At 52.4% G+C, this 19396-nt stretch carries 20 protein-coding genes; 6 read left to right on the top strand and 14 right to left on the bottom strand.

The window, feature by feature from the left end:
• Positions 1-106: 106 nt before the first annotated feature.
• The 5 genes from J2Z70_RS20225 to J2Z70_RS20205 all read right to left on the bottom strand — a co-directional run bounded on the left by J2Z70_RS20225 (position 107) and on the right by J2Z70_RS20205 (position 6215).
• A complete protein-coding gene (locus J2Z70_RS20225) occupies positions 107-670 on the bottom strand; it encodes a hypothetical protein (RefSeq protein WP_209876221.1) in 564 nt (187 codons plus the stop codon).
• A 48-nt stretch (positions 671-718) separates the two neighbouring features.
• The gene (locus J2Z70_RS20220) at positions 719-2638 is read right to left on the bottom strand and encodes an AraC family transcriptional regulator (protein WP_209876220.1); all 1920 of its coding nucleotides are present in this window, start codon (positions 2636-2638) and stop codon (positions 719-721) included.
• A gap of 218 nt (positions 2639-2856) precedes the next feature.
• Positions 2857-3747, bottom strand: a complete 891-nt coding sequence (locus J2Z70_RS20215) for a DegV family protein (RefSeq protein ID WP_342593036.1) — start codon at positions 3745-3747, stop codon at positions 2857-2859.
• Positions 3748-3992: 245 nt separating this feature from the next.
• Positions 3993-5009: a S66 family peptidase gene (locus tag J2Z70_RS20210; protein ID WP_209876219.1), complete on the bottom strand. Its 1017-nt coding sequence runs from the start codon at positions 5007-5009 to the stop codon at positions 3993-3995.
• A gap of 171 nt (positions 5010-5180) precedes the next feature.
• Positions 5181-6215 carry an AI-2E family transporter gene (locus J2Z70_RS20205; RefSeq protein ID WP_209876218.1) on the bottom strand — a complete coding sequence of 345 codons (1035 nt, stop codon included), beginning with the start codon at positions 6213-6215 and terminating at the stop codon, positions 5181-5183.
• 235 nt (positions 6216-6450) lie between these two features.
• On the opposite strand from J2Z70_RS20205, the gene J2Z70_RS20200 reads away from it, so the two are divergent.
• Positions 6451-7290 carry an SDR family oxidoreductase gene (locus J2Z70_RS20200; protein WP_209876216.1) on the top strand — a complete coding sequence of 280 codons (840 nt, stop codon included), beginning with the start codon at positions 6451-6453 and terminating at the stop codon, positions 7288-7290.
• A 58-nt stretch (positions 7291-7348) separates the two neighbouring features.
• Here J2Z70_RS20200 and J2Z70_RS20195 read toward each other — a convergent pair whose 3' ends face one another.
• From J2Z70_RS20195 to J2Z70_RS20160, 8 genes are all read right to left on the bottom strand, one after another.
• Positions 7349-7795 carry a hypothetical protein gene (locus tag J2Z70_RS20195; RefSeq protein ID WP_076077440.1) on the bottom strand — a complete coding sequence of 149 codons (447 nt, stop codon included), beginning with the start codon at positions 7793-7795 and terminating at the stop codon, positions 7349-7351.
• On the bottom strand, positions 7792-8733 hold the full coding sequence (locus tag J2Z70_RS20190) for an ABC transporter ATP-binding protein (protein ID WP_209876214.1): 942 nt from the start codon (positions 8731-8733) through the stop codon (positions 7792-7794). The genes J2Z70_RS20195 and J2Z70_RS20190 overlap by 4 nt, the downstream gene beginning before the upstream one ends.
• Positions 8730-9740 (bottom strand): ABC transporter ATP-binding protein, encoded by a 1011-nt coding sequence (locus J2Z70_RS20185; RefSeq protein WP_036723621.1) that lies wholly within the window; start codon positions 9738-9740, stop codon positions 8730-8732. The genes J2Z70_RS20190 and J2Z70_RS20185 overlap by 4 nt, the downstream gene beginning before the upstream one ends.
• 14 nt (positions 9741-9754) lie before the next feature.
• Positions 9755-10600, bottom strand: a complete 846-nt coding sequence (locus J2Z70_RS20180; protein ID WP_209876212.1) for an ABC transporter permease — start codon at positions 10598-10600, stop codon at positions 9755-9757.
• A 4-nt stretch (positions 10601-10604) separates the two neighbouring features.
• A complete protein-coding gene (locus J2Z70_RS20175) occupies positions 10605-11555 on the bottom strand; it encodes an ABC transporter permease (RefSeq protein WP_036723626.1) in 951 nt (316 codons plus the stop codon).
• Positions 11556-11640: 85 nt separating this feature from the next.
• Positions 11641-13254, bottom strand: a complete 1614-nt coding sequence (locus J2Z70_RS20170) for an ABC transporter substrate-binding protein (RefSeq protein WP_209876210.1) — start codon at positions 13252-13254, stop codon at positions 11641-11643.
• Between the two features lie 96 nt (positions 13255-13350).
• Positions 13351-13776 carry a peptidylprolyl isomerase gene (locus J2Z70_RS20165; RefSeq protein ID WP_209876209.1) on the bottom strand — a complete coding sequence of 142 codons (426 nt, stop codon included), beginning with the start codon at positions 13774-13776 and terminating at the stop codon, positions 13351-13353.
• Positions 13773-13991 carry a hypothetical protein gene (locus tag J2Z70_RS20160; protein WP_036723633.1) on the bottom strand — a complete coding sequence of 73 codons (219 nt, stop codon included), beginning with the start codon at positions 13989-13991 and terminating at the stop codon, positions 13773-13775. Before J2Z70_RS20160 ends, J2Z70_RS20165 begins: the two co-directional genes overlap by 4 nt.
• A gap of 231 nt (positions 13992-14222) precedes the next feature.
• Between J2Z70_RS20160 and J2Z70_RS20155 the strand changes: the two genes are divergently transcribed.
• The 5 genes from J2Z70_RS20155 (at position 14223) to J2Z70_RS20135 (ending at position 18625) form a co-directional block, all read left to right on the top strand.
• Positions 14223-16094 carry a glycosyltransferase gene (locus J2Z70_RS20155; protein WP_245368383.1) on the top strand — a complete coding sequence of 624 codons (1872 nt, stop codon included), beginning with the start codon at positions 14223-14225 and terminating at the stop codon, positions 16092-16094.
• A 209-nt stretch (positions 16095-16303) separates the two neighbouring features.
• Positions 16304-16645, top strand: coding sequence for a sigma factor-like helix-turn-helix DNA-binding protein (locus J2Z70_RS20150; protein WP_036723635.1), 342 nt, complete (start codon positions 16304-16306; stop codon positions 16643-16645).
• Complete coding sequence (locus J2Z70_RS20145; RefSeq protein WP_076077403.1) at positions 16588-16809, top strand: hypothetical protein; 222 nt, start codon at positions 16588-16590, stop codon at positions 16807-16809. Before J2Z70_RS20150 ends, J2Z70_RS20145 begins: the two co-directional genes overlap by 58 nt.
• Positions 16810-16996: 187 nt before the next feature.
• Positions 16997-17887 (top strand): MerR family transcriptional regulator, encoded by an 891-nt coding sequence (locus J2Z70_RS20140; protein WP_209876206.1) that lies wholly within the window; start codon positions 16997-16999, stop codon positions 17885-17887.
• A gap of 33 nt (positions 17888-17920) precedes the next feature.
• The gene (locus tag J2Z70_RS20135; protein WP_209876197.1) at positions 17921-18625 is read left to right on the top strand and encodes an MBL fold metallo-hydrolase; all 705 of its coding nucleotides are present in this window, start codon (positions 17921-17923) and stop codon (positions 18623-18625) included.
• Positions 18626-18712: 87 nt separating this feature from the next.
• Here J2Z70_RS20135 and J2Z70_RS20130 read toward each other — a convergent pair whose 3' ends face one another.
• Positions 18713-19138 (bottom strand): hypothetical protein, encoded by a 426-nt coding sequence (locus tag J2Z70_RS20130; protein ID WP_209876196.1) that lies wholly within the window; start codon positions 19136-19138, stop codon positions 18713-18715.
• Positions 19139-19396 lie beyond the last annotated feature (258 nt).

Below are 19396 nucleotides of genomic sequence, written 5' to 3'. Positions count from 1 at the left end.
CATTTACTATGTATATTGATACTAGGATATTGTATAAATTGGAATATTAGAGGAAGAAAATTTAAAAAAAGACCATCAAGCATAAGCTTGATAGCCTAAATTACGATTAAGGTGGATTGAATAAGCTCCGCTCACTCAGATACCGGCCAACCGCCCCATCGCTCCAGACATGCGCTTCGACGTACCGCTCGGGACCGTACTTTCCGTCATTGTTCCAATTCTGCGGTAACCCGTACTTGTCAATGATGCTCACAATCTCGGGATAGGTATACAGAGTGTGCCTGTACTCTTTGCCATCGTTAATCAGCGGGCTGAAGGTGGGCATGGAGTCCCCATAGGTAAAAGAAATCGTGTTCACATCAAATTCCTCAATCGGAATCTTGAGCGATGCGCCATTCTCGAACCATGTGCTTAGCCACGGACTGTGTTCAACTACCATATAATGCGGGGAGGACCGCTGGACCACACCGCCCTTACGTATAAATTCCGCCCGGATGATGCTCTCGCAGTTCCGCCGATATTCCACATACTTATCATGTCTTTGGGCGCTCTGGGCCTTGGGCTTGGTCTGCTTAATCGTCTCCAGCACAGCCCTCGCCTGATCGCCCGGTAAATCGGATATGCTGACAAACGGCCCCACAGCTGCATCATAATAATGATATAAGAACATCGTTCCGCTCCCTCCCAGCGTAGCTTATGTCAACCCAATTCTAAATCCTTACCGGCTAGCTACCTCGATGATCCAGTCGGTCAGTTCGTTGATTTGACTCTTCACAGCGATCGGGTCACGGTACCAGGATTGGTTCTCCGTCCATATAAACACCCGATTGTGGGCAACGGGGCCCAGCGACCCCCATATCGGATCAGCCTGCAACGATTCTAAACTGGACTCTGTAGTCAGAATTAAATAACCCCCCATGTACTCTGAAAGCTTCTCCAGTGAAAATTCGTAATAGGATTCCTCCAGCATATATCCGGGAACGGCAGCCGGCGGCTTCAGCCCCATGATTTCATACATCAGCCGGCCGCCCCGACCCGACTTCGGACCAAACAGGCTCACGTTTCCATCATACTCCTGCATAATCGAAAGCGTCTTCCCTTCAGGAACCGCTTGTTTAACCTTCGCCCGAATGTCTGCAATTTCCTTCTCGAATTGTTCGTTCCATTGCTCCGCGGCCTCGCGCCGGTCCAGCAAATTGCCGAAATACAGCATCTCATCCTGAATGGATGCGAACTGATTGTAAGGCACAGATACCGTTGGCGCAATCTTCTGATATTTCTCAACTACCTCAGGCTGTGGATTATGCGTTATGATCAAATCCGGACTCAGCTCCAGCAGCTTCTCAAGCGAGTCGCCGACATCCGTCACAACATCCAGCATTCCCTCCAGGTACGGGCTCGACATCAGGAACGATTCGGCTGCAACCGGCTGAACATCCAGCGCAAGTACAGTACCGAGATAAGAGATTGCCGCTATGCGCTGAGGGTGCTCAGGAACCTCGACATCGCCAAAAGCGGTACTAACTATCTTTGTCCCCGAAGAGGCCTTAGCCCCGGTTACGGTTGGAGAAGCGCTGACGGCAACCTGGCTGTGCGTTGCACTCCCGTTGTTCACCGGCCCACCGCAAGCCGTTAACATCACGGTTAAGCATAACAGCATCACTGCATACAAGCTTCTGGTTGCTCTGGTCATTCTATTCGCCTCATTCCATTGAAATTGATAATCAATATCACTCACATGAAAAGGATAGCGTAATGACCGGCTTGGAACAACGGACGATTGTGACCTATTCCTTGCATAATCTGAAACGGACTGTCCGTATCGTTTACGATATTGGCCTGGCGTTATGCCGGTATATTTCTTGAACATGCGGTTGAAATACATAAGATCTGGATAACCGACATGGGTTGCAATCTCCTGTTGTGTTGCCATCGTACCGGCCAGCAGATTCTTCGCTTCCTCCATCCGGAAACGGATAACATAATCCAGCGGACTGAGTCCTGTCTGTTCTTTACATTTTCTCGAAATGTACTGCTGGCTGTAATTCAGTTGCCGCGCTAGCTCCTCTAGCGAGATGTGCTTACGGTAATTTCTGGACAAATACCGGATGACCTGCTCTGACAAGGATAGCTCACCGGGTCTGAACAAGCGCTCGCTTAGAACTGCGTGGACGAAGCGGATGAAATCTCCCTTGACCGACAGCCGGGTCAATCCGTCATCCAATTGAAGCCAACTGCCGCATATTGTCTGAAGCAGCTCTAACATAGCCAGCGGTTCAACGGGCGGGAAGCCCCAGTTGTCCAGAAACGGTTCGGATTCATGCATCATCCTATGAAATTCATACGAGGCCGAAGCGGGCAGCGAAGCTTTGTACAGTACGATATATACGCTTAGTGCTTCCTGGCTCCGGATCGTCACCTGAGCACCTTTACCGGCGTGCAGCACGTAAAAACGGTCGCATAGCCATACCTCCTCATCAACCCACAACTCACCCTGTCCTTGGAAAACAAATAAAAATGCGCTCGCCGGTAAGCGGTACTGCTTCAAATCCCCGCCGGTTCCGGCCTGCTTCAGCCGCACATCAAGCATGCGCACCGTCACCTGATTCCATAATTGTATAATTCTCAGAGCATCCATAGCTGATTCGCAAGCTCCCCCTAAATGATCTAACAGATAATCATTCTCAATTGAATCCTGTTTTTAATCACCATAACGAATAGGATTCGTACTGTCAACACGGGTTGACCGGAGTCTTCTCAAAAGCAAAAAGACGCTTGCCTCCCACATGCGGAAGTCCAAGCGTCTATCAGGTTCATTAGGGACGGGAGCGGCAGTTAAACCTGGCGCAAATCAGCCTAGAGCACAGACTCCAGCACTTCATCCTCAGCTTCAATACTATTCAGGGCCGTACGGTTAATCCAAGACAGCGCCAGGGTTCCCTCGCCCATATGAGCACCTACCACCGGGACAAAGGTCATTATTTCTGTACGCACCGAAGGGGACATGGCCTTAATGGCCCACTCCAGGCTCAGTGCCTCTTCTCTGTTGTTGGCGTGCATAATACATACATCCTGGAAACGGCCGATTTCCTCCTGGATGGTCTCCAGCAGCTTTTGCTTCGTCTTCTTGAAGGTGCGGATTTTATCAACGACGACAATTTTGCCCTCATCGAACCTCAGAAGCAGATGAATCCGCATCAGCTGGCCCAGCAGGAACTGGGAGCCGGAGAGCCGTCCGCTGCGGTGCAGCTGGCTCAGGCTGGCAGGGATAATATAGAAGGACATTTCCTCGATTATATTATCAATTCTGTTCTTGATCTCCTGTGCAGAGCAGCCTGCCTGCTGCCAGTGAATACCGCGCAGTAGCATCTCACGGATGGGGTATGCGCCTACTTTGGAATCGATACCAATTACGTTCACTCCAGCAATGTCTGCCGCCTGCATCGAGGTGTTGAAGGTCCCGCTAAGCTCGGAGGAACAATGGATCGCAATAATCTCGTCATACTCTTCCTTCAGACGCTCGTATAATTCCACGAACTCGCCAATCGGCGGCTGGGAGCTGCCTACCTTGTCATGCTGACGCATTTTGTCATAGAACTGATCGGCGTTAATATCTATATTTTCTCTATAGCATTCATTATTGACGATTAGACGGAGGGGGACGATATACACATGGTTATTCATAGCGAATTCAGAATCAATGGTGCTGGTGCTGTCAGTCACCCAGGCGATGGATTTCATAGTCATTACTCTCTTTCGTGAGGAATTCACTGCGATCAGGAATCGGCAGCTATGGCTGTCTGTATATTCATAAATTATACAGGAAGCCAGGCATGCGTAGAGCGATCCTTGCATAATTCCAGCACTTTTTTTCAACTAAATTCGACATAAATTCACATTATATATGACGAATATACCTGTTTAAGAGAGGTTTGATTATGGTATGAGAAAGGCGGAAATTAGAGTTCGTACGAGCATCCTACTAAGTTCCTCTACTTCCGGAAGTACTGCGTCACCGTTCCCTTACCTGCACCAACCACCACCTCTGCAAAAGCGCCATTCACCAAAGTAACCTGGGGAGGCAGGTGCCCGCAGTCGATATCGTATGCGACCGGCAGGCCCAGCTCATCGGCCAGCTCCTGGTAGACATCCTCTACGGTGTACCCGTCCATAGGGCGGTTAGCAGCGCTGCGGCCGAACATCAGACCGCTGCAATGCTCGAACCAGCCCGCCAGCTTCATCTGCACCAAGGAGCGGCGCAGGTCGGTCACGGACAGCTCACAGTTCTCTAAGTACCACAGAATCGGCTCATTATGGATATAGTGCTGCTGGAAATGCCCAACCTCTCCATACGGTGTGCCGATCAGATGACGGATGACGTCAATGCAGCCGCCCAGCAGGCGGCCCTGCATGGTGATAGTCTGATTGCGCACCGTCTTCCAGCTAGTGGCTTCTGTAAGGTTGAACACATGGGGCGACGGCTCGCCTCCTCCCCATTCCAGCTGATACTGCTGTGAGGATTGCTGGAGTACGGAACCACCGCTTGACGTAGACAACACCTTGTCCCACATGGCGGTTGTCGGGTCTGTCTCTTCTCCCCGGAGATCAATGAAGTTCGTGCCATGGGCAGTGGCAATCCCCGTCTTCAGCGTGACAGCCAGCAGCAGCACACTGATATCGGAATACCCGAGAATCCATTTACACTTCATCTTGCTGAAATCCACCTGCTCCAGCATCTCAATCAGCAGCTCCCCGCCCCAGGGAGGCACGACGAGTCCGATGGACTCATCGGCCATCATCGCGTTGAATTCAGCGGCACGTACAGCAGCCGGAGCCGATTTAGCCTTTTCCTGTGTCCATGCTGTGGGTCCGCATACTACGCCGTACCCTCTTTTTTGCAGCCGTTCTACAGCCAGCTCAAGCAGTTCACGAAGCTCCTCTCCTACTCCTGATGAGGGTGCAGTTACACCAATAACGGCTCCTGCTTCTAATACGGGATATCTGATCATCCGGTTATTCCTCCTAAGGTAACCCCACCAAGTGGGGCTTTAGCTTCGATGATGACTCAGGTACTTTGCGGAGACCCCAAAACATATAAATTCTATAAAAAAGGCGATACCCGAACCTTCAGCAGGTTGAATATCGCCCTATGCGTACTACGGATTATATCATTGGCTGCGTCATTCCAGTGAAGGCTTATTGTCCCGGCTGATATCCAGAATATCCAGGAAAAAGACGAAGATTGGAATCCCGAGAATCAGTCCCCATACCCCGATATAATGCTCGGAGAACAAAAGCACTACGAGCGTGTAGAACATCGGCAGGTTCATCTTGGAGGACATCAGCTTCGGGTTGAGGAAGTAGCCTTCTATGACATGTAACAGGGCAATCATCACCAGAATGTTGACCGTCAGCATCAGTCCACCCGTGTTATAACCGATAATACACAGCGGAATCAGCGAAATGACAAAGCCGACGACCGGAATCAAGCTGAGCATGAAGATCATAATGGAGAGGGCGAACAGATACGGGAATGGCTCGAAAAAGAAACCAAGCACCCACAGCCCGACCACGGTAAACAAAGTATTGAACAGCGCAATCAGAATCTGTGCTTCAATGACCTTGCCGAAGGAGGAGATGAATTTTCTGCCGAAATACTCCAGCTCCACATAGAACCAGGAGATCTTGCTGTCTCTCAGGCGGGAGGTGAAGCTGACGATCCGGTTCTTCTCCAGAATGAAGACAAGGCTTAGAATCGTGGACAGGACGAAGGTGGTGCCCCAGTTGCTGATTTTGAAGATATATTCGATCCCCTGATTCAAATAGCTCTGGTAGTTAAGTTCCTTGACCTCTTTGAATAAATACTGCATAATCTCATTCTGCGGAATATCATCGGAGGTCAGCGTGCCGAGAAAAGTGGTTAACTGCTTGATCTGTGAGAATACCTTGGGCATATATTTGACGAGTGCCATGACGATCATGCTGATCAGCGCCACATACAGTATAATGATGATGACCTTGCTGTTCACCTTCACAAATTTGCCGATCCGCTTGCTCAATAGCACCTGAAAGCTGTTCATCACATAAGCGATCAGGAAGGTCAGCAGCACCAGATTCAGCATATCTCTGATACTGTACAGCAGCAGTCCAATCAATCCCAGAATCAAGAAGCGCCGGACTGTTAAATTGGCGACATAACGCTTGAATACTTCCATTGTTCCCTTGTTCCTCTCCATTCGCTGGCAGATAAGATTTTTATTATAGTGTACCGTACTGAAAACAAATATAGCAACTTTGGCATCGCCCAATTCCCGCGAAACCGCGAACTTTATGTCGATTTACAGGAAGCTCTATTGCTATATGCTATAATGTGGGCAAAACTGGAACATATATACCTTTTTCAACAGGTCCAAATCAATGAAGTTCAAACTAATGGAGGCGAAAGCTGGTATGAACAAAGTAATCTGTATCACCGGAGCATCCTCCGGCATCGGCCTTGCCACTGCACTGAAGTTCGCCCATGAGGGCTGGACGGTCTACGCCGGAACCCGCCATCTGAAGCGTGAACAGGAGCTGTACCAGAATGTGGAGGGTCTACAGTTCGTAGAGCTGGAGGTGACACAGCCGGAGAGTATTCAGCAGGTTATAGACCGGATAGAAGCGGAGCAAGGCAAGCTGGATCTATTATTCTGTAATGCCGGATTCGGATATCTGAGAGCGCTTGGGCAGGCACCGTTCCCTGAGATCGAGGATGTCTTCAATACCAACGTGTACGGGGTCATGCATACGATCCGGGCTGCACTGCCGCTGCTGCAAAAGACTGGCTACGCCCATATTGTGGCTACCTCCAGTGTCGGCGGACTGGTCGGGCAACCGATGAATGAGGTCTACTGCGCCAGCAAATTCGCAGTGGAAGGGCTACTGGAGAGTCTGGCCACCTATTACAAGCCGCTGTTCAATATCGATATCACCCTGCTGGAGCCAGGAGCGATTGCTACGGAGTTCAATTCAACCGTCATGGGGCATGTCGCCAGCACCGGCGGCGTTCTGGAAGACGAGTACAAGCCAATTCTGGATGCTTATAGAGCGGCCTTCCTGGAGCGCAATGTGGAGCCGCAGACGGCAGACTCTGTTGCGGATGTGATGTGGGAGCTGGTACAGCTTGAGACCAAGCCGCTGCGCCTGCGCACCTCGGAGCGGGCCGAAGCCTTCGTTGCCCGCAAGGTCAGCACTGACCCTACCGGACTGGAAGGCGTACTAAGCACGCGCAGAATTCAGTTGAATATGTAAATGTAAACAGCCGCTCCCATTCCTGGAGCGGCTGTCTTTGGCTTTCCCTTATCAGATGCTACCGCTGAATCGGCTCAATCCGGTACGTTCCGGTACTGCCGTCTCCGGCAGGCCCGCCTGTGACCGCCCAGCCGTAAGACAATACATCCTCTAACCGTTCGCGTTCAGCCTCCGTTAATTCCGCTTCCACCGCTTCCTGCCCCTCCTCAAGCTCCAGCTTCGCTTCAATACCCAGCGCAACCTCTATCCAGCTGCGGATTCCGCGGATGGTATTGTATTTAATCTGGTAGCCTTCCAGAACGGCCCGGCGGAATCCCTCCGGCTGTTCCTCTGCAAGGGCAGACAACTGCCCGTAATCGAACTCGTATTTACTCTCATCGGCCGGCAGATCCCCTTCGCTGACTCTGCGCAGCAGCTCTTCGTCAGATCCGGACAGCGCGCGCAGCGATTCCAGCAGAAGGGCATCCCATTGTGATAGCTTGACCTTGCTAGTCGGTATTGTCATTGTATCTCCTCCTTGATCTGCTGATGTGCATATTCCCCGGCCACATAATGTCCGGGACTCACTTCCCGCAGTGCAGCGGCTTCCTCTGTCCCGCGCGTAGCCGGGTAAGCCTCCAGCTGGATTCTGCGGCTGGCCTTCATCGGGTCTGTCTCCAGAATGGAGGACAGGAGGGCTCTGGTGTAGGGGTGGAGCGGATTATCGTACAGCTCATCGCTTGGAGCCACCTCCACCAGCCGGCCGCCGTACATCACGCCGATCCGGTCAGCAATATGGCGGACCATCGACAGATCATGGGCGATGAACAGATAGGTCAGTCCGAACTCGGCTTGCAGATCCTCCAGCATATTAACGACCTGGGCCTGGACAGAGACATCCAGCGCAGAGATGGGCTCATCGCAGACGACGAACTCAGGCCGGACCGACAGTGCCCGTGCAATGGAGATCCGCTGGCGTTGCCCGCCGCTGAATTCATGGGGGAAGCGGTACAGATGCTCCCGCTTCAGCCCCACCTTCTCCAGCAGCTCTGCCACCGCTTCCTTGCGCTCTTCGCCCGGATAGAGACCGTGAATCCGCATCGGCTCACTGATCAGCTCAAGTACATTCAGGCTTGGATTCAGTGAGGAGTACGGGTCCTGAAAGATTGACTGAATTCGCCTGCGGAAGGGCTTCAGCCCTTTCTCGCCCAGCTTGCCAAGCGGCTTCCCGTCGTAGAACACCTCACCGTCTGTATAATCGTACAGACGGAGCAGACAGCGCCCGACCGTGGACTTGCCGCTCCCGGATTCACCAACCAGTCCGAACGTCTCGCCCTGACGGATCTGGAAGCTGACCCCATCCACAGCCTTAAGCACACCCTTATCCCGTCCGCGCAGATCCTTGCCCCCCGGGAAATGCTTCTTCAGATTGTTGACCTCCACAAGCACCTTGCGCTCGCTCAAGTGAAATCCCTCCCCGCAGTAACTGCCGTCTTCTCTTCTGTACCTTCGGTCAGCCAGCACATCGAGCGGTGCCCCGGTGCAAACTCGACTACCGGAGGACGTTCACTGCAGCGGGCGAAGGCATGCGGACAACGGTCCATGAACGGGCAGCCGGGCGGGGGATTCAGCAGATCGGGCGGTGTGCCCTCGATCGGAATCAACCGCTCACGTTCACCGCCGCCGCGCTTCGGTATGGAACGCAGCAAGCCCTGCGTATACGGATGCTGAGGCCGGTAGAAGATATCCTGCACCGTCCCCTCCTCCATCACCAGTCCGCCGTACATGACAATGACGCGCGTGCAGACCTGGGCTACCACTCCAAGATCATGGGTAATAAGCGCAACAGCTGTATCTCCCCGTTCCTTCAGCTCTTTGAACAGATCGAGGATCTGCGCCTGGATGGTCGCATCCAGCGCGGTGGTAGGCTCATCGGCAATCAGCAGCTCCGGGCGGCAGGAGAGCGCCATCGCGATCATCACCCGCTGGCGCATCCCTCCGCTGAATTCATGGGGATATTGCTTCAGCCGCTGCTCCGGATCACGGATGCCGACCTGGCGGAGAAGCTCCGCCGCTTCGGTATACGCCGCCGCTTTATCAAGTCCCCGGTGTCTGCGGATAACCTCTGTCAATTGCTGGCCGATTCGCTTGACCGGATTCAGCGAGGTCATCGGGTCCTGGAAGACCATCGCAATCCGGTTGCCCCGCAAGGACCGCCACTGCTTCTCCGTAAGCCCCTTCAGGCTCTTGCCGCGGAACTCCAGCTTCCCGGCAGTCATATGCCCCGGCGGTGTGATCAGTGACATGACCGCCTTGGCTGTAACGCTTTTGCCGCTGCCGGATTCCCCGACAATGCCTACGGTCTCACCCGCATCAATATGGAAGCTAACGCCACGGACGGCCTGATTCTCGCCGTCCCGGGTAGCGAAGGAAACCTGTAAATTCTCAACAGTCAGCAGCCGTTCAGTCATGATGTTAAGCCCTCCTATCTTCGGATCAGCTTAGGTTCAAAGCCGACCCGCAAAATATCTCCCAGCACATTAAAGCTCAGCACCGTAAACAGGATCATCAGCCCGGGGAACAGCGCCAGATAAGGCGCCTGGGCAATATACCCCTGTGCGCTGTTCAGCATACTCCCCCACGTGGCATTCGGCGGCTGTACCCCGAAGCCGAGGAAGCTGAGCGACGATTCCATCATAATGGCCGAGGCAATATTATTCGTCGCCCCTACAATAATCACCGGTATCAGCCCCGGAAGGATATGCCGCCAGATCATACCGAAGGCACTCTGTCCCGAGGCTTTGGCATATAACACGTACTCCCGTTCCTTGATCGTCAGGGTCTCCGCGCGGACGACACGTGCCACATTCATCCACATCAAGAGAGCAATAATAATGATCAGATTGCCGATGCTCGGCTTCAGGTAGACGCTGAGCAGCAGCAGGATCAGGAAGGACGGGATCGACATGATAATATCCAGCATCCGCATCAGCAGATTATCGATCCAGCCGCCGAAATATCCGCTGATCACCCCAACCAGCACGCCCACAAAGGTGGCTACAACCATGGAGGCAAACCCGACCAGCAGCGAGACCCGGCCTCCGTATAAGGCTCTGGACAGATAATCGCGGCCGTAATCGTCAGTGCCGAACAGATGCGCGGCCCCGGGCTTTGTCAAGCGGGCCATGGCATCCATGGCGTTCGGATCATGCCCGGACAGGAAGGCAAAGACCGCCCCCAGGGTGAACACCGTCAATATAACAAGAGCAGCGACACCCAGACCGTTCGTAAACAGCTCGGACTGCAGATTTTTCCATTTACTGCGATTCATGAGGTCACCCCTTCAGTTTGATTCTTGGATCGACAACGCTGTAGAGAATATCTGCCACCAGATTACCGAAGATCAGCATTAAGGAAGAGAACAGGGTAATCCCCATAATGACAGGATAATCCATCCCCTTCACCGCCGTCATCCCCAGGGAGCCGATCCCCGGCCAAGAGAACACCGTTTCCGTAACAATCGCCCCGGCCACCAGATCTCCCATCGACATACCGATCAGCGTGATCACCGGCAACAGTACATGCTTCAGCACATGCCGGAACAGGATGGTGGATTTCTTCGAGCCAAAAGCGTACTGGATCTGCACATACTCCTCCTTAAGCTGTCCGATAGTGCTGGAGCGGATATAGCGCACATACCCGGACAGGAAACTGAAGGCCAGCACCGTACACGGCAATATCCCGTGCTTCAGCACATCAAGCGGCGATTCCACACCAATGGTGCGCATCCCCATGCTTGGAAGCAGGTGCAGCTTGATCGCGAACAGATACATCAGCAGGATAGCCAGCCAGAATAAGGGGATGGAGATGCCGATATAAGCGATAAAATTGATTAGCTTGTCTACCCAGCGGTTGCGGTTCGCACCGGCCACGAGGCCCAGCGGAATGGCCAGCAGGACGGCCAGGGCAATGGCGCTGCCCATCAGACCCGCAGTTGCGGGGAGGCGGTCCAGAATCTGATCCAGCACAGGCTGGTGATTGACCAGCGAGTACCCGAAATTGCCCTGGACCATCTCTTTGATCCAGATGAAATATTGGATATAAGCAGGCTTATCCAGCCCCAGATTATGACGGATGCGCTCAATATCATCAGCGTGCATATTGGGCGTCACGAAAGACAGCACCGGATCTCCCGGAGCCAGCTTAATCATGGTAAAACAGACCACCGATACAAAAAACAGCATCGGCAATGTTTGCAGCAACCTTCGGACGATGAGTTGTCTCATACGCAGCTTCTCCCAGCTCTTAACAGGCAAAAATAAGCTGGGGGAACCAGCTTATTTTTTTGCCTTGCTTATTTTGTGAGGCGGATTATTTCTTGTAAATCTTGGACAGGTCTTCGAAGATGACGACCGGCTTCAGGACAGCCTCATCAATACCGCCGTAGTTCTTCGATACGGCTACCACGGTCTTGGTATAAGCGATAGGATAGATCGGTGCATCCTCGGCTACCAGTTCCTGCGCTTTCTTGTAGATCTCTGCACGCTTAGCCGGATCTGCTTCGCCTGCACCGTCATTCATCAGCTTATCGACTTCACTGTTGGAATAATGCGAGTAGTTGGACGAGCTGTCCGTAGTGAACAGGATACGGTACGCATCCGGATCATAGCCCATGATATAGCCGGTCAGAGCCAGCTCATAGTCGGTCGCCTTCAGATCAATGAATTTCTGCACCCAGGCCGAGGAATCCATGTTCTGCAATTCAACCTCTACGCCGATTGCCTTCAGCTTCTGCTGCACATACAGCGAGATGGCTTCCTGCGCCTTGTTACCGCTCTGTACGATATACCGGAGCTTCAGGTTGCTCTCACCGGCAGTGGCCAGCAGTTCCTTCGCCTTGGCAGCATCATTGTCAAAGGTAGGGACATCGTTCGTGAAGTATAGTGCATCCGGAGTCAGGAAGGACTTTGCCGGATCAGCATATTCGCTGGAAGTGTACGCCGTCTGAATCAGCTCGTCGCGGCTGAGGGCCAAAGACAGGGCCTGCCGGACTTCTTTTTTGGCGAGGGCGCCGGTATCGCTGTTCGCATTGAACATCAGATAAGCGAGGCGGCCTTCGCTATACGGGAGAATCTCAAAATTATTCGTCGCTTGAATCGTAGGAACATCCTTCGGGTCCAGATACTGTACATTAATCTCGCCGTTCTGCAGAGCCAGATTCGCAGCATTGGTATCCTTGGCAATCCGGTAAGTGACCGAATCCAGATGCGGCTTGCCCCCGAAGTAGTTGTCGAAGCGTTCCAGCGTCAGATACTCGCCGGCCTTGTATTCCTTGAACTTAAAGGGACCGGAGCCGACAGGAGAAGCGTTCTTCGTGCTCTTCTCAATGTTGGTCTCATTCTCGTAAATGTGCTTCGGAATCGGGAATACCTGTACCAGCGTGGCTTCAAAAGCCGGGCTGACCTGCGGCAGCTTGAACTCCACAGTCAGGTCATCGACCTTGACAGCCTTAATTGCTTTGTCGCCAATCAGGAAGTTGGCACGCAGGAAGCTGTTTTGCTTCTCATCAAGAATGCTGTCGATGGTGAATACCACATCATCCGCCGTCAGCTTCTCTCCATCATGCCAGGTCAATCCATCCTTAAGCTTCAATGTATACGTCAGATTATCGCTTGACGGTGTCAGGCTGTCTGCCAGGTAGAAGGTCTTCTTGCCGTTGTTCACCTGGAACAGCGGAGCATACAGGGCCTGGTCAATGGTCAGGCTGACACGGTCACCCGCATAGTTCGGATTCAGTACTACCGGATCGGAAGCGACCCCTATAATCAGACTGCCTCCATCCTTCGGTTCGCCGGCAGCAGGCTCTTGCGATGCAGCCGGTGTCTGTGCGGCATTGGTAGATGAAGCGTTATTCCCACTCGAACATGCACTGATCATCAGTGTTAATAATAGTAGAATAGCAACCCCTGTTATCCCTTTACGCATTGTCTCTTCCTCCATGTCTATGAGCATTCCCGCTCGTTGTTGAGTCATTATATATCGGAATACTAGGAATTTCAATGTATGAATTTACCATGGGCTTTACCAGACGCGGACCTCCTGCATGACCGCTCCGCGCCGCAGGGCATCGACATGCTCCATTCCTTCCGTAACCCTGCCGAATACCGTATGCCAGCCGTCCAGATAATCGAACGTATCATAACAGATAAAAAACTGGCAGGACCCCGTGCCTGGTCCAAAATGCGCCATAGACAGCGCCCCGCGCACATGCTTATGGGGATTCCCCTGCGTCTCACAGGGAATGGGATCTGTGCCGCCTCTGCCGTTGCCGTCCGGGCAGCCGCCCTGGGCAACAAAGCCGCGAACCACACGCTGAAAGGCCAGACCGTTGTAAAAGCCGCTGTTCGCAAGCTTTTCAAAATTGGCTACGGTTCCCGGCGCTTCCTGATCGAACAGCTCCAGCCGAACCTCCGGTCCCTGCTCCAGACGGATCAGAGCGTGCTTCATGGCGCCTCCTCCTCTACACGGGCTGCAGTATCTGCCGGTACACCGATATAGACTGCCGTCTTGGCAGCATGCAGCGGCGCATAAATCTCCTCGATATCCTCGTCCACGAGCGGCCTAAGCTCTCCGCCCTCCATATGCAGGAACACCTCAGCGCGCGGATTCATCGCCAGGAGGACATTGATCAATTGCTGTACTTTTAACGTTGGCTTGTCCATCCTCTCACTCCTGCCAGCCCTCTTCCGGGGATTATATATATTAGCGGTATTGTACAATAGCTCAGGGCAAACGGCAATACGGCTCTCTTCTATACATGCAGGTGATTATTTCGGGAAAATGGGGAAAGTCCGGTACTTCTCTAAAAATATCGAATACATATAATTTATATCAACTATTTGCGAATCCAAGGGGATGTTCTATCATGTTGACCTTATTCTGGAGTGGCTGCTATGAATCCGAATAGAACCCGGGTGCTGCTGGGCAGCCCGATCCATCAAAAACCGGCGATCCTGGAGCAATTCCTGAACTCTCTGCTGCGTCTGAACCTGAAGGATATCGATCTTGATTTCTATCTGATTGACGATAACCCGGATGAAGCCGCAAGCCTGCTGCTGCTGCAGTTCGCCCGGAACGGCAGATCCGTCTTCCTGCAATCCTCCGGCTACCATGATGACTATATCCGAGATGAGCATACTCATGTCTGGCATTCCAATCTGGTCTGGAAGGTGGCCGGATTCAAGAATCTGATGATCCGGCGGGCGGAGGCCTTCGGCTATGACTACCTGTTCCTGATTGATTCGGACCTCATTCTGCACCCGGATACGCTGCTGCATCTGATCGGTACAGGCAAGGATATTATCTCCGAGATTTTCTGGACACAGTGGCAGCCAAATACACTGCTGCAGCCGCAGGTATGGATGCATGACGAATACAACCAGTGGGAGATTCATCCGGGGGAGCAGCTCTCGCCGGAGGAGATTCAGCGCCGTTTCTATGCTTTTTTGCTGAAGATGCAGCAGCCTGGAATCTATGAGGTTGGCGGACTTGGCGCCTGCACGCTGATCAGCAGCTCAGCCCTCAGCTCCGGGATCAGCTACGACCGGGTCCGAAATATCTCCTACTGGGGAGAGGACCGTCATTTCTGCATCCGTGCAGCGGCCCTCGGCCTTCCGCTTTTCGTGGATACCCACTTCCCTGCGCTGCACCTCTACAGAGACAGTGATCTGGATCTGGTCGCGGAGTTCATCCGGCACACCTCGGGCGCGGAAGCAGCTTCTATAGCAGAAGGGGAGCCCATGGCCGGGGATGACAATGAAGCATGCGGGGCCCGGACTGAAGCAGCGGTCCCGGAGGACGGCGATACAGCAGCCGCTGCTGATCTGCCGGGCCATGTAGAGACGGCTCCGTCCCCTGCTGACAAAAGAGTACAAGAGGCAGCAGCGCAGTGGGATGTGCTGTGGACCGAAGCCGAAGCCCGGCAGCGCTTGTCCAAGGAGCCTCTGCCTGCTCACGCAGGCGAGACGGCAGAAGGAGCCAGCACAGGCAGGGACGGAGAAGCAGGTCTGCAGAGGCCTCAAGCCGCTTATGCAGCGTCCCCCGTCACCCCGGCAGTCCCTGCTTCCCGTCGGCCCAAGCTGACCCTCACGATGATCGTCAAGAATGAAGGCACCAGATTCCTGCGCCAGGTGCTCGAGGAGCACCGCAAGTATATTGATGAGGCCGTCATTATCGACGACGCAAGCACAGATGATACAGCCGATATCTGCCGGGAGGCTCTTGAGGGGATTCCGCTCCACCTGATACAGAATCCTGTCTCCCGCTTCCATAATGAATCAGAGCTGCGCAAGCAGCAGTGGGAGGCGGTGGTTGCAACTCGTCCGGAGTGGATTCTTAATCTGGACGGGGATGAGCTGTTCGAGTCCTTTTTTCCAGAGGAGGTTGACTCCCTGCTGCGGACAGCGGATTGCGACTTGTTCTGCTTCCGGCTCTACGACTTCTGGGATGAGGCCAGCTACCGCGAGGATATGTACTGGCAGGCCCACCAGAGCTACCGCCCGTTCCTGCTCCGTTACCGGGAAGACTTCACCTATACCTGGAATGATCTGCCGCAGCACTGCGGGCGGCTGCCGGAGAATATCTTCGAGCTGCCCCATCAGTTAAGCAACCTGCGCCTGAAGCATCTTGGCTGGTCGAAGCCGGAATTCCGTCTGGAGAAGTATCTGCGTTATATGCTGCTGGACCCGGATGCTGAGTACGGCTGGAAGGAGCAGTATCAGTCCATCCTTGACCCGAAGCCCCGGCTGGTGAGTTGGAGCGAATAAGGCGGAGGGCTAAGTCATAAGAAGAGAGAAAGAAGCTCCTTATCGGAGCTTCTTCTTTTTTTGCAAATAAGCTTCAGGAAATATATCACTATAGGTCCGCAGGCAAATATGCTAAAATAACAGAACATAAGTTCGTATTTTGGTTGTAAAATACATCCTAATATTTCCCTATTATTAGAAAGATATATAGAAGAGGAGGCGTAACGGCAATGGAACAGCAAATGATACAGCGTTACCGGCAGGAAATCTATCGAATCGGCTGGCGCTTACAATACCGCAGCAAGCGAACCCGCCGGCATGAATGTACCTTCATGGATATCCGCCCGGCTCAGCGGGATGAAGCGGAGGAGATGATTAACCGGTTGTCCGTTGAGCAGCTATTAGATACCCTTCCAGCCAAAGGAAAGGTGATTCTGCAAAAGATTTATCTGCAGGAAATGACAGAGGCTGAGGTCGCGGCACAGCTGCATATGAGTCAACAGGGGGTTAACAAATGGAAGCAAAAAATGCTCCAGCAGCTATCACAGACAGCGAATTCGCAGACCTTCTGACAGGTGTCCGTCAGAAACAGCCGGAGGCCATGCTCCAGATCATCGAGCTATTTCAGGAGGACATCGAAATAGTCAGTCAATGCATCCTCCTCCCGCGGGAGGATGCCATTTCACATATTGTGACGGAGATTCTTAACTTCATACAGGCGGGGGATAGCACATGAACAAGCGGGCAAACGCCGACCTATCGTGGCGCTGCCCGCTTGTCATTCATTGGGAATAGCTAATCTATCAGGCAAGACCGGCATTCATGCCGCCTGCACCCTAGGTATTGACATTCCTGCTAGGGTAAGGTTTATGGTTACTATAAGAAGTTCCGGCCGGAATAACTTATGAAAGGGTGTTCATGCGTTGAAGATCGGAGAGTTCGCAGAATTGAATAAGGTTACCACCAAAATGCTCCGGCACTACGACGAGATCGGTCTGCTTCATCCCGCAGCAATCGATCCCGGGACAGGCTACCGCTTCTATACCCCGGAGCAATCACATCCTCTGAACTGGATCATGATTCTGAAGAGCCTCGATTTCACATTGGGGGAAATCAGGGAGCTCTTAAGCGGACCTGTGGACAGCCTGCACCTCATCCGCCAGCTGGTACGCAAGCGCATCGGGATTACGTCGGCCTTAAATGAACATATCCAGAAGAAACTGGCCATAGACCGGCTAATCACCCTCATTGAGAAGGAAGGGTTCGAAATGAATAAGACCATCAATCTGCAGACACTAGGGCTAACAGATATACATGAAATCAAAAAGAACATGCCCAATATGGAAATGTTCCTCGAAAATGTAGCCGGTATTGCAGCAGCATCTGCGGGCGGTGATATCCACTCGGTGATCCGCTTCGATATCAGCCACTTCAAACAAGTGAATGACGACTACGGCTTCGACGTAGGAGATAAAGTCATTGTCGCCTGCTATCAATTAATTGAAGCTGCCGTCCATAAGCATCTGGGTCATGCTACGATTGGACGCGCACACGGGGATGAATTCATTGTGTTCGCCATAGCGGACAAGGACAGGGCCAGCCTGACTGCTCAAAGCATCATAAACGATATGATAAGCTTCGATTTTAGCGCTATCGGCTGCTTGAGGCCCATGGGATGTTACATCGGAGGTCTGGTCGGACCGTTCGGAACCGGCACAGATATCCGCATCATTATCGAGGCTTCCATCGACACTCTAGACCGGGCACGGCGAAATGGGGTAAACTCATTAAATATTGAATCGTACATTGTATAACTCGGATGCCACGAGAAGGGGTTGAACCAATCCATGGAACTCTACGCCGTAAAATTTGGTGAATCTTCATTTCGCTTAAGCAACGTATACCGCGATATGCATCATTCGGAGGAATTAGTCCAGATTGCGTGGTCATTTTATATTGCCAAGCATAATAATAAAACAATCTGTATCGATACAGGCTTTCGCGATGAGAATGTGGCACAGCAATGGGGGATTACACTAACAGACGTTGCAGACGAGTTAAGTGGCATCATTGGCAATCTAAGCTCCGTAGATACAGTCCTCATTACGCATAGTCACTTTGACCATATTGAGAATCTTGACTTGTTTGATAAGCCTGAAATCATTATTTCAAAAACCGACTATGAAACTGCGCTACAGCAGTGCTCGCCGGCCATCAAGGAGAAGCTGCTTCAAGGCCCGGTTGTCACCGTAGACAACGAATATATTTACGACAACCAGTTCAGATTCAAGGTGATCGGCGGGCATAGCCCTGGTTCATCGGTGGTTTACTTTGAATCGGTTCATACCAACTATATAATCACCGGCGATGAATGCTACTGGTGCGATAATTTGCTAAGCAATCGGCCGAACGGGGTTTTTTCCAGTACAGAAAATAACGAACGGTTTCTAAATGAGGCTCATCACAGCGGATTAATTCCGCTCCCATTCCATGATCTGCAAATATTCGAACACTATCCGGCCGTTTCTAACAATATAGTGAGAATCCTTTAGATTTTGGATAATGCCAACATGACTTGGATTACTTCTACTAACAACAAATGCGGTCAAAGGGAAGGATTGGGTTCACTACTCCCTTATCTAAATCAACGCGTCGAAATGGCCCTCTGCGTCTACCGTCGCTGTCCGGGGATCGGTCAGACCGATGCCCTTAAGGCCTCCCTTACCCTCAGTCCGCCAGGGCGGAGTATGATCCTGAAGCGGGGGAGCAGGTACAAATGAAGCCGAAGCGGTACTCCCGCTTTTCTGCACCAGATGGGCCTCCAGCTGCCGTATTTGCCGCTGCAGCTGCTCCCGGCGATAAGGAGTCTGCATCTCTCCGCCCTGCGCCGCATTCACCTTGTCCAGCTCCATCAGCAGCCGGTTGCGCTGCTTCTCCAGAGAACTGACATCGCTCTGTGTGCTGCCGTAAGCTGTAGTGGCCTGTACCGGGCTGATACCGGCTACCGTCTGTGCCGCCATGATCTCTCCCTCCGTTTCCTTGGCTTCTGCTGCAAATCCAGCCATATTCGAATAGTTCTAATCATTTCTATTACCCGGCAGCTCCCGCCATGACAACATTTCAACCACATATTTACAAAAAATCGTCGCATAGTCTCAATCGGATGCTGGTTGGACCATACCAAAGACCTAGCCGGGAGGTCTGTAAAAGCGCCAAAGACCCATGTTCGCTTTGCCCCGCACCGCTTCCAACGGCAGTTCCAGTCCATATTTATATCATCTACAAAGATATGCTTTTGTCTCTTTCTAACGAACCTTATTTGA

Source organism: Paenibacillus silagei (assembly GCF_017874735.1).
Lineage (GTDB): Bacteria > Bacillota > Bacilli > Paenibacillales > Paenibacillaceae > Paenibacillus_AQ > Paenibacillus_AQ silagei.
The sequence above is the reverse complement of the archived record's forward strand: the minus strand, read 5'-3'. Positions and strand labels throughout refer to the sequence as shown.

Coding starts and splice junctions, on each gene's coding strand:
- J2Z70_RS20215 (WP_342593036.1), bottom strand. CDS start 3,747: ATGACTATGAAATCCATCGCCTGGGTGACTGACAGCACCAGCACCATT.
- J2Z70_RS20135 (WP_209876197.1), top strand. CDS start 17,921: ATGGAACTCTACGCCGTAAAATTTGGTGAATCTTCATTTCGCTTAAGC.
- J2Z70_RS20195 (WP_076077440.1), bottom strand. CDS start 7,795: ATGACAATACCGACTAGCAAGGTCAAGCTATCACAATGGGATGCCCTT.
- J2Z70_RS20130 (WP_209876196.1), bottom strand. CDS start 19,138: ATGGCTGGATTTGCAGCAGAAGCCAAGGAAACGGAGGGAGAGATCATG.
- J2Z70_RS20170 (WP_209876210.1), bottom strand. CDS start 13,254: ATGCGTAAAGGGATAACAGGGGTTGCTATTCTACTATTATTAACACTG.
- J2Z70_RS20225 (WP_209876221.1), bottom strand. CDS start 670: ATGTTCTTATATCATTATTATGATGCAGCTGTGGGGCCGTTTGTCAGC.
- J2Z70_RS20145 (WP_076077403.1), top strand. CDS start 16,588: ATGGAAGCAAAAAATGCTCCAGCAGCTATCACAGACAGCGAATTCGCA.
- J2Z70_RS20210 (WP_209876219.1), bottom strand. CDS start 5,009: ATGATCAGATATCCCGTATTAGAAGCAGGAGCCGTTATTGGTGTAACT.
- J2Z70_RS20155 (WP_245368383.1), top strand. CDS start 14,223: ATGAATCCGAATAGAACCCGGGTGCTGCTGGGCAGCCCGATCCATCAA.
- J2Z70_RS20165 (WP_209876209.1), bottom strand. CDS start 13,776: ATGAAGCACGCTCTGATCCGTCTGGAGCAGGGACCGGAGGTTCGGCTG.
- J2Z70_RS20220 (WP_209876220.1), bottom strand. CDS start 2,638: ATGGATGCTCTGAGAATTATACAATTATGGAATCAGGTGACGGTGCGC.
- J2Z70_RS20205 (WP_209876218.1), bottom strand. CDS start 6,215: ATGGAAGTATTCAAGCGTTATGTCGCCAATTTAACAGTCCGGCGCTTC.
- J2Z70_RS20180 (WP_209876212.1), bottom strand. CDS start 10,600: ATGAATCGCAGTAAATGGAAAAATCTGCAGTCCGAGCTGTTTACGAAC.
- J2Z70_RS20175 (WP_036723626.1), bottom strand. CDS start 11,555: ATGAGACAACTCATCGTCCGAAGGTTGCTGCAAACATTGCCGATGCTG.
- J2Z70_RS20160 (WP_036723633.1), bottom strand. CDS start 13,991: ATGGACAAGCCAACGTTAAAAGTACAGCAATTGATCAATGTCCTCCTG.
- J2Z70_RS20200 (WP_209876216.1), top strand. CDS start 6,451: ATGAACAAAGTAATCTGTATCACCGGAGCATCCTCCGGCATCGGCCTT.
- J2Z70_RS20150 (WP_036723635.1), top strand. CDS start 16,304: ATGGAACAGCAAATGATACAGCGTTACCGGCAGGAAATCTATCGAATC.
- J2Z70_RS20185 (WP_036723621.1), bottom strand. CDS start 9,740: ATGACTGAACGGCTGCTGACTGTTGAGAATTTACAGGTTTCCTTCGCT.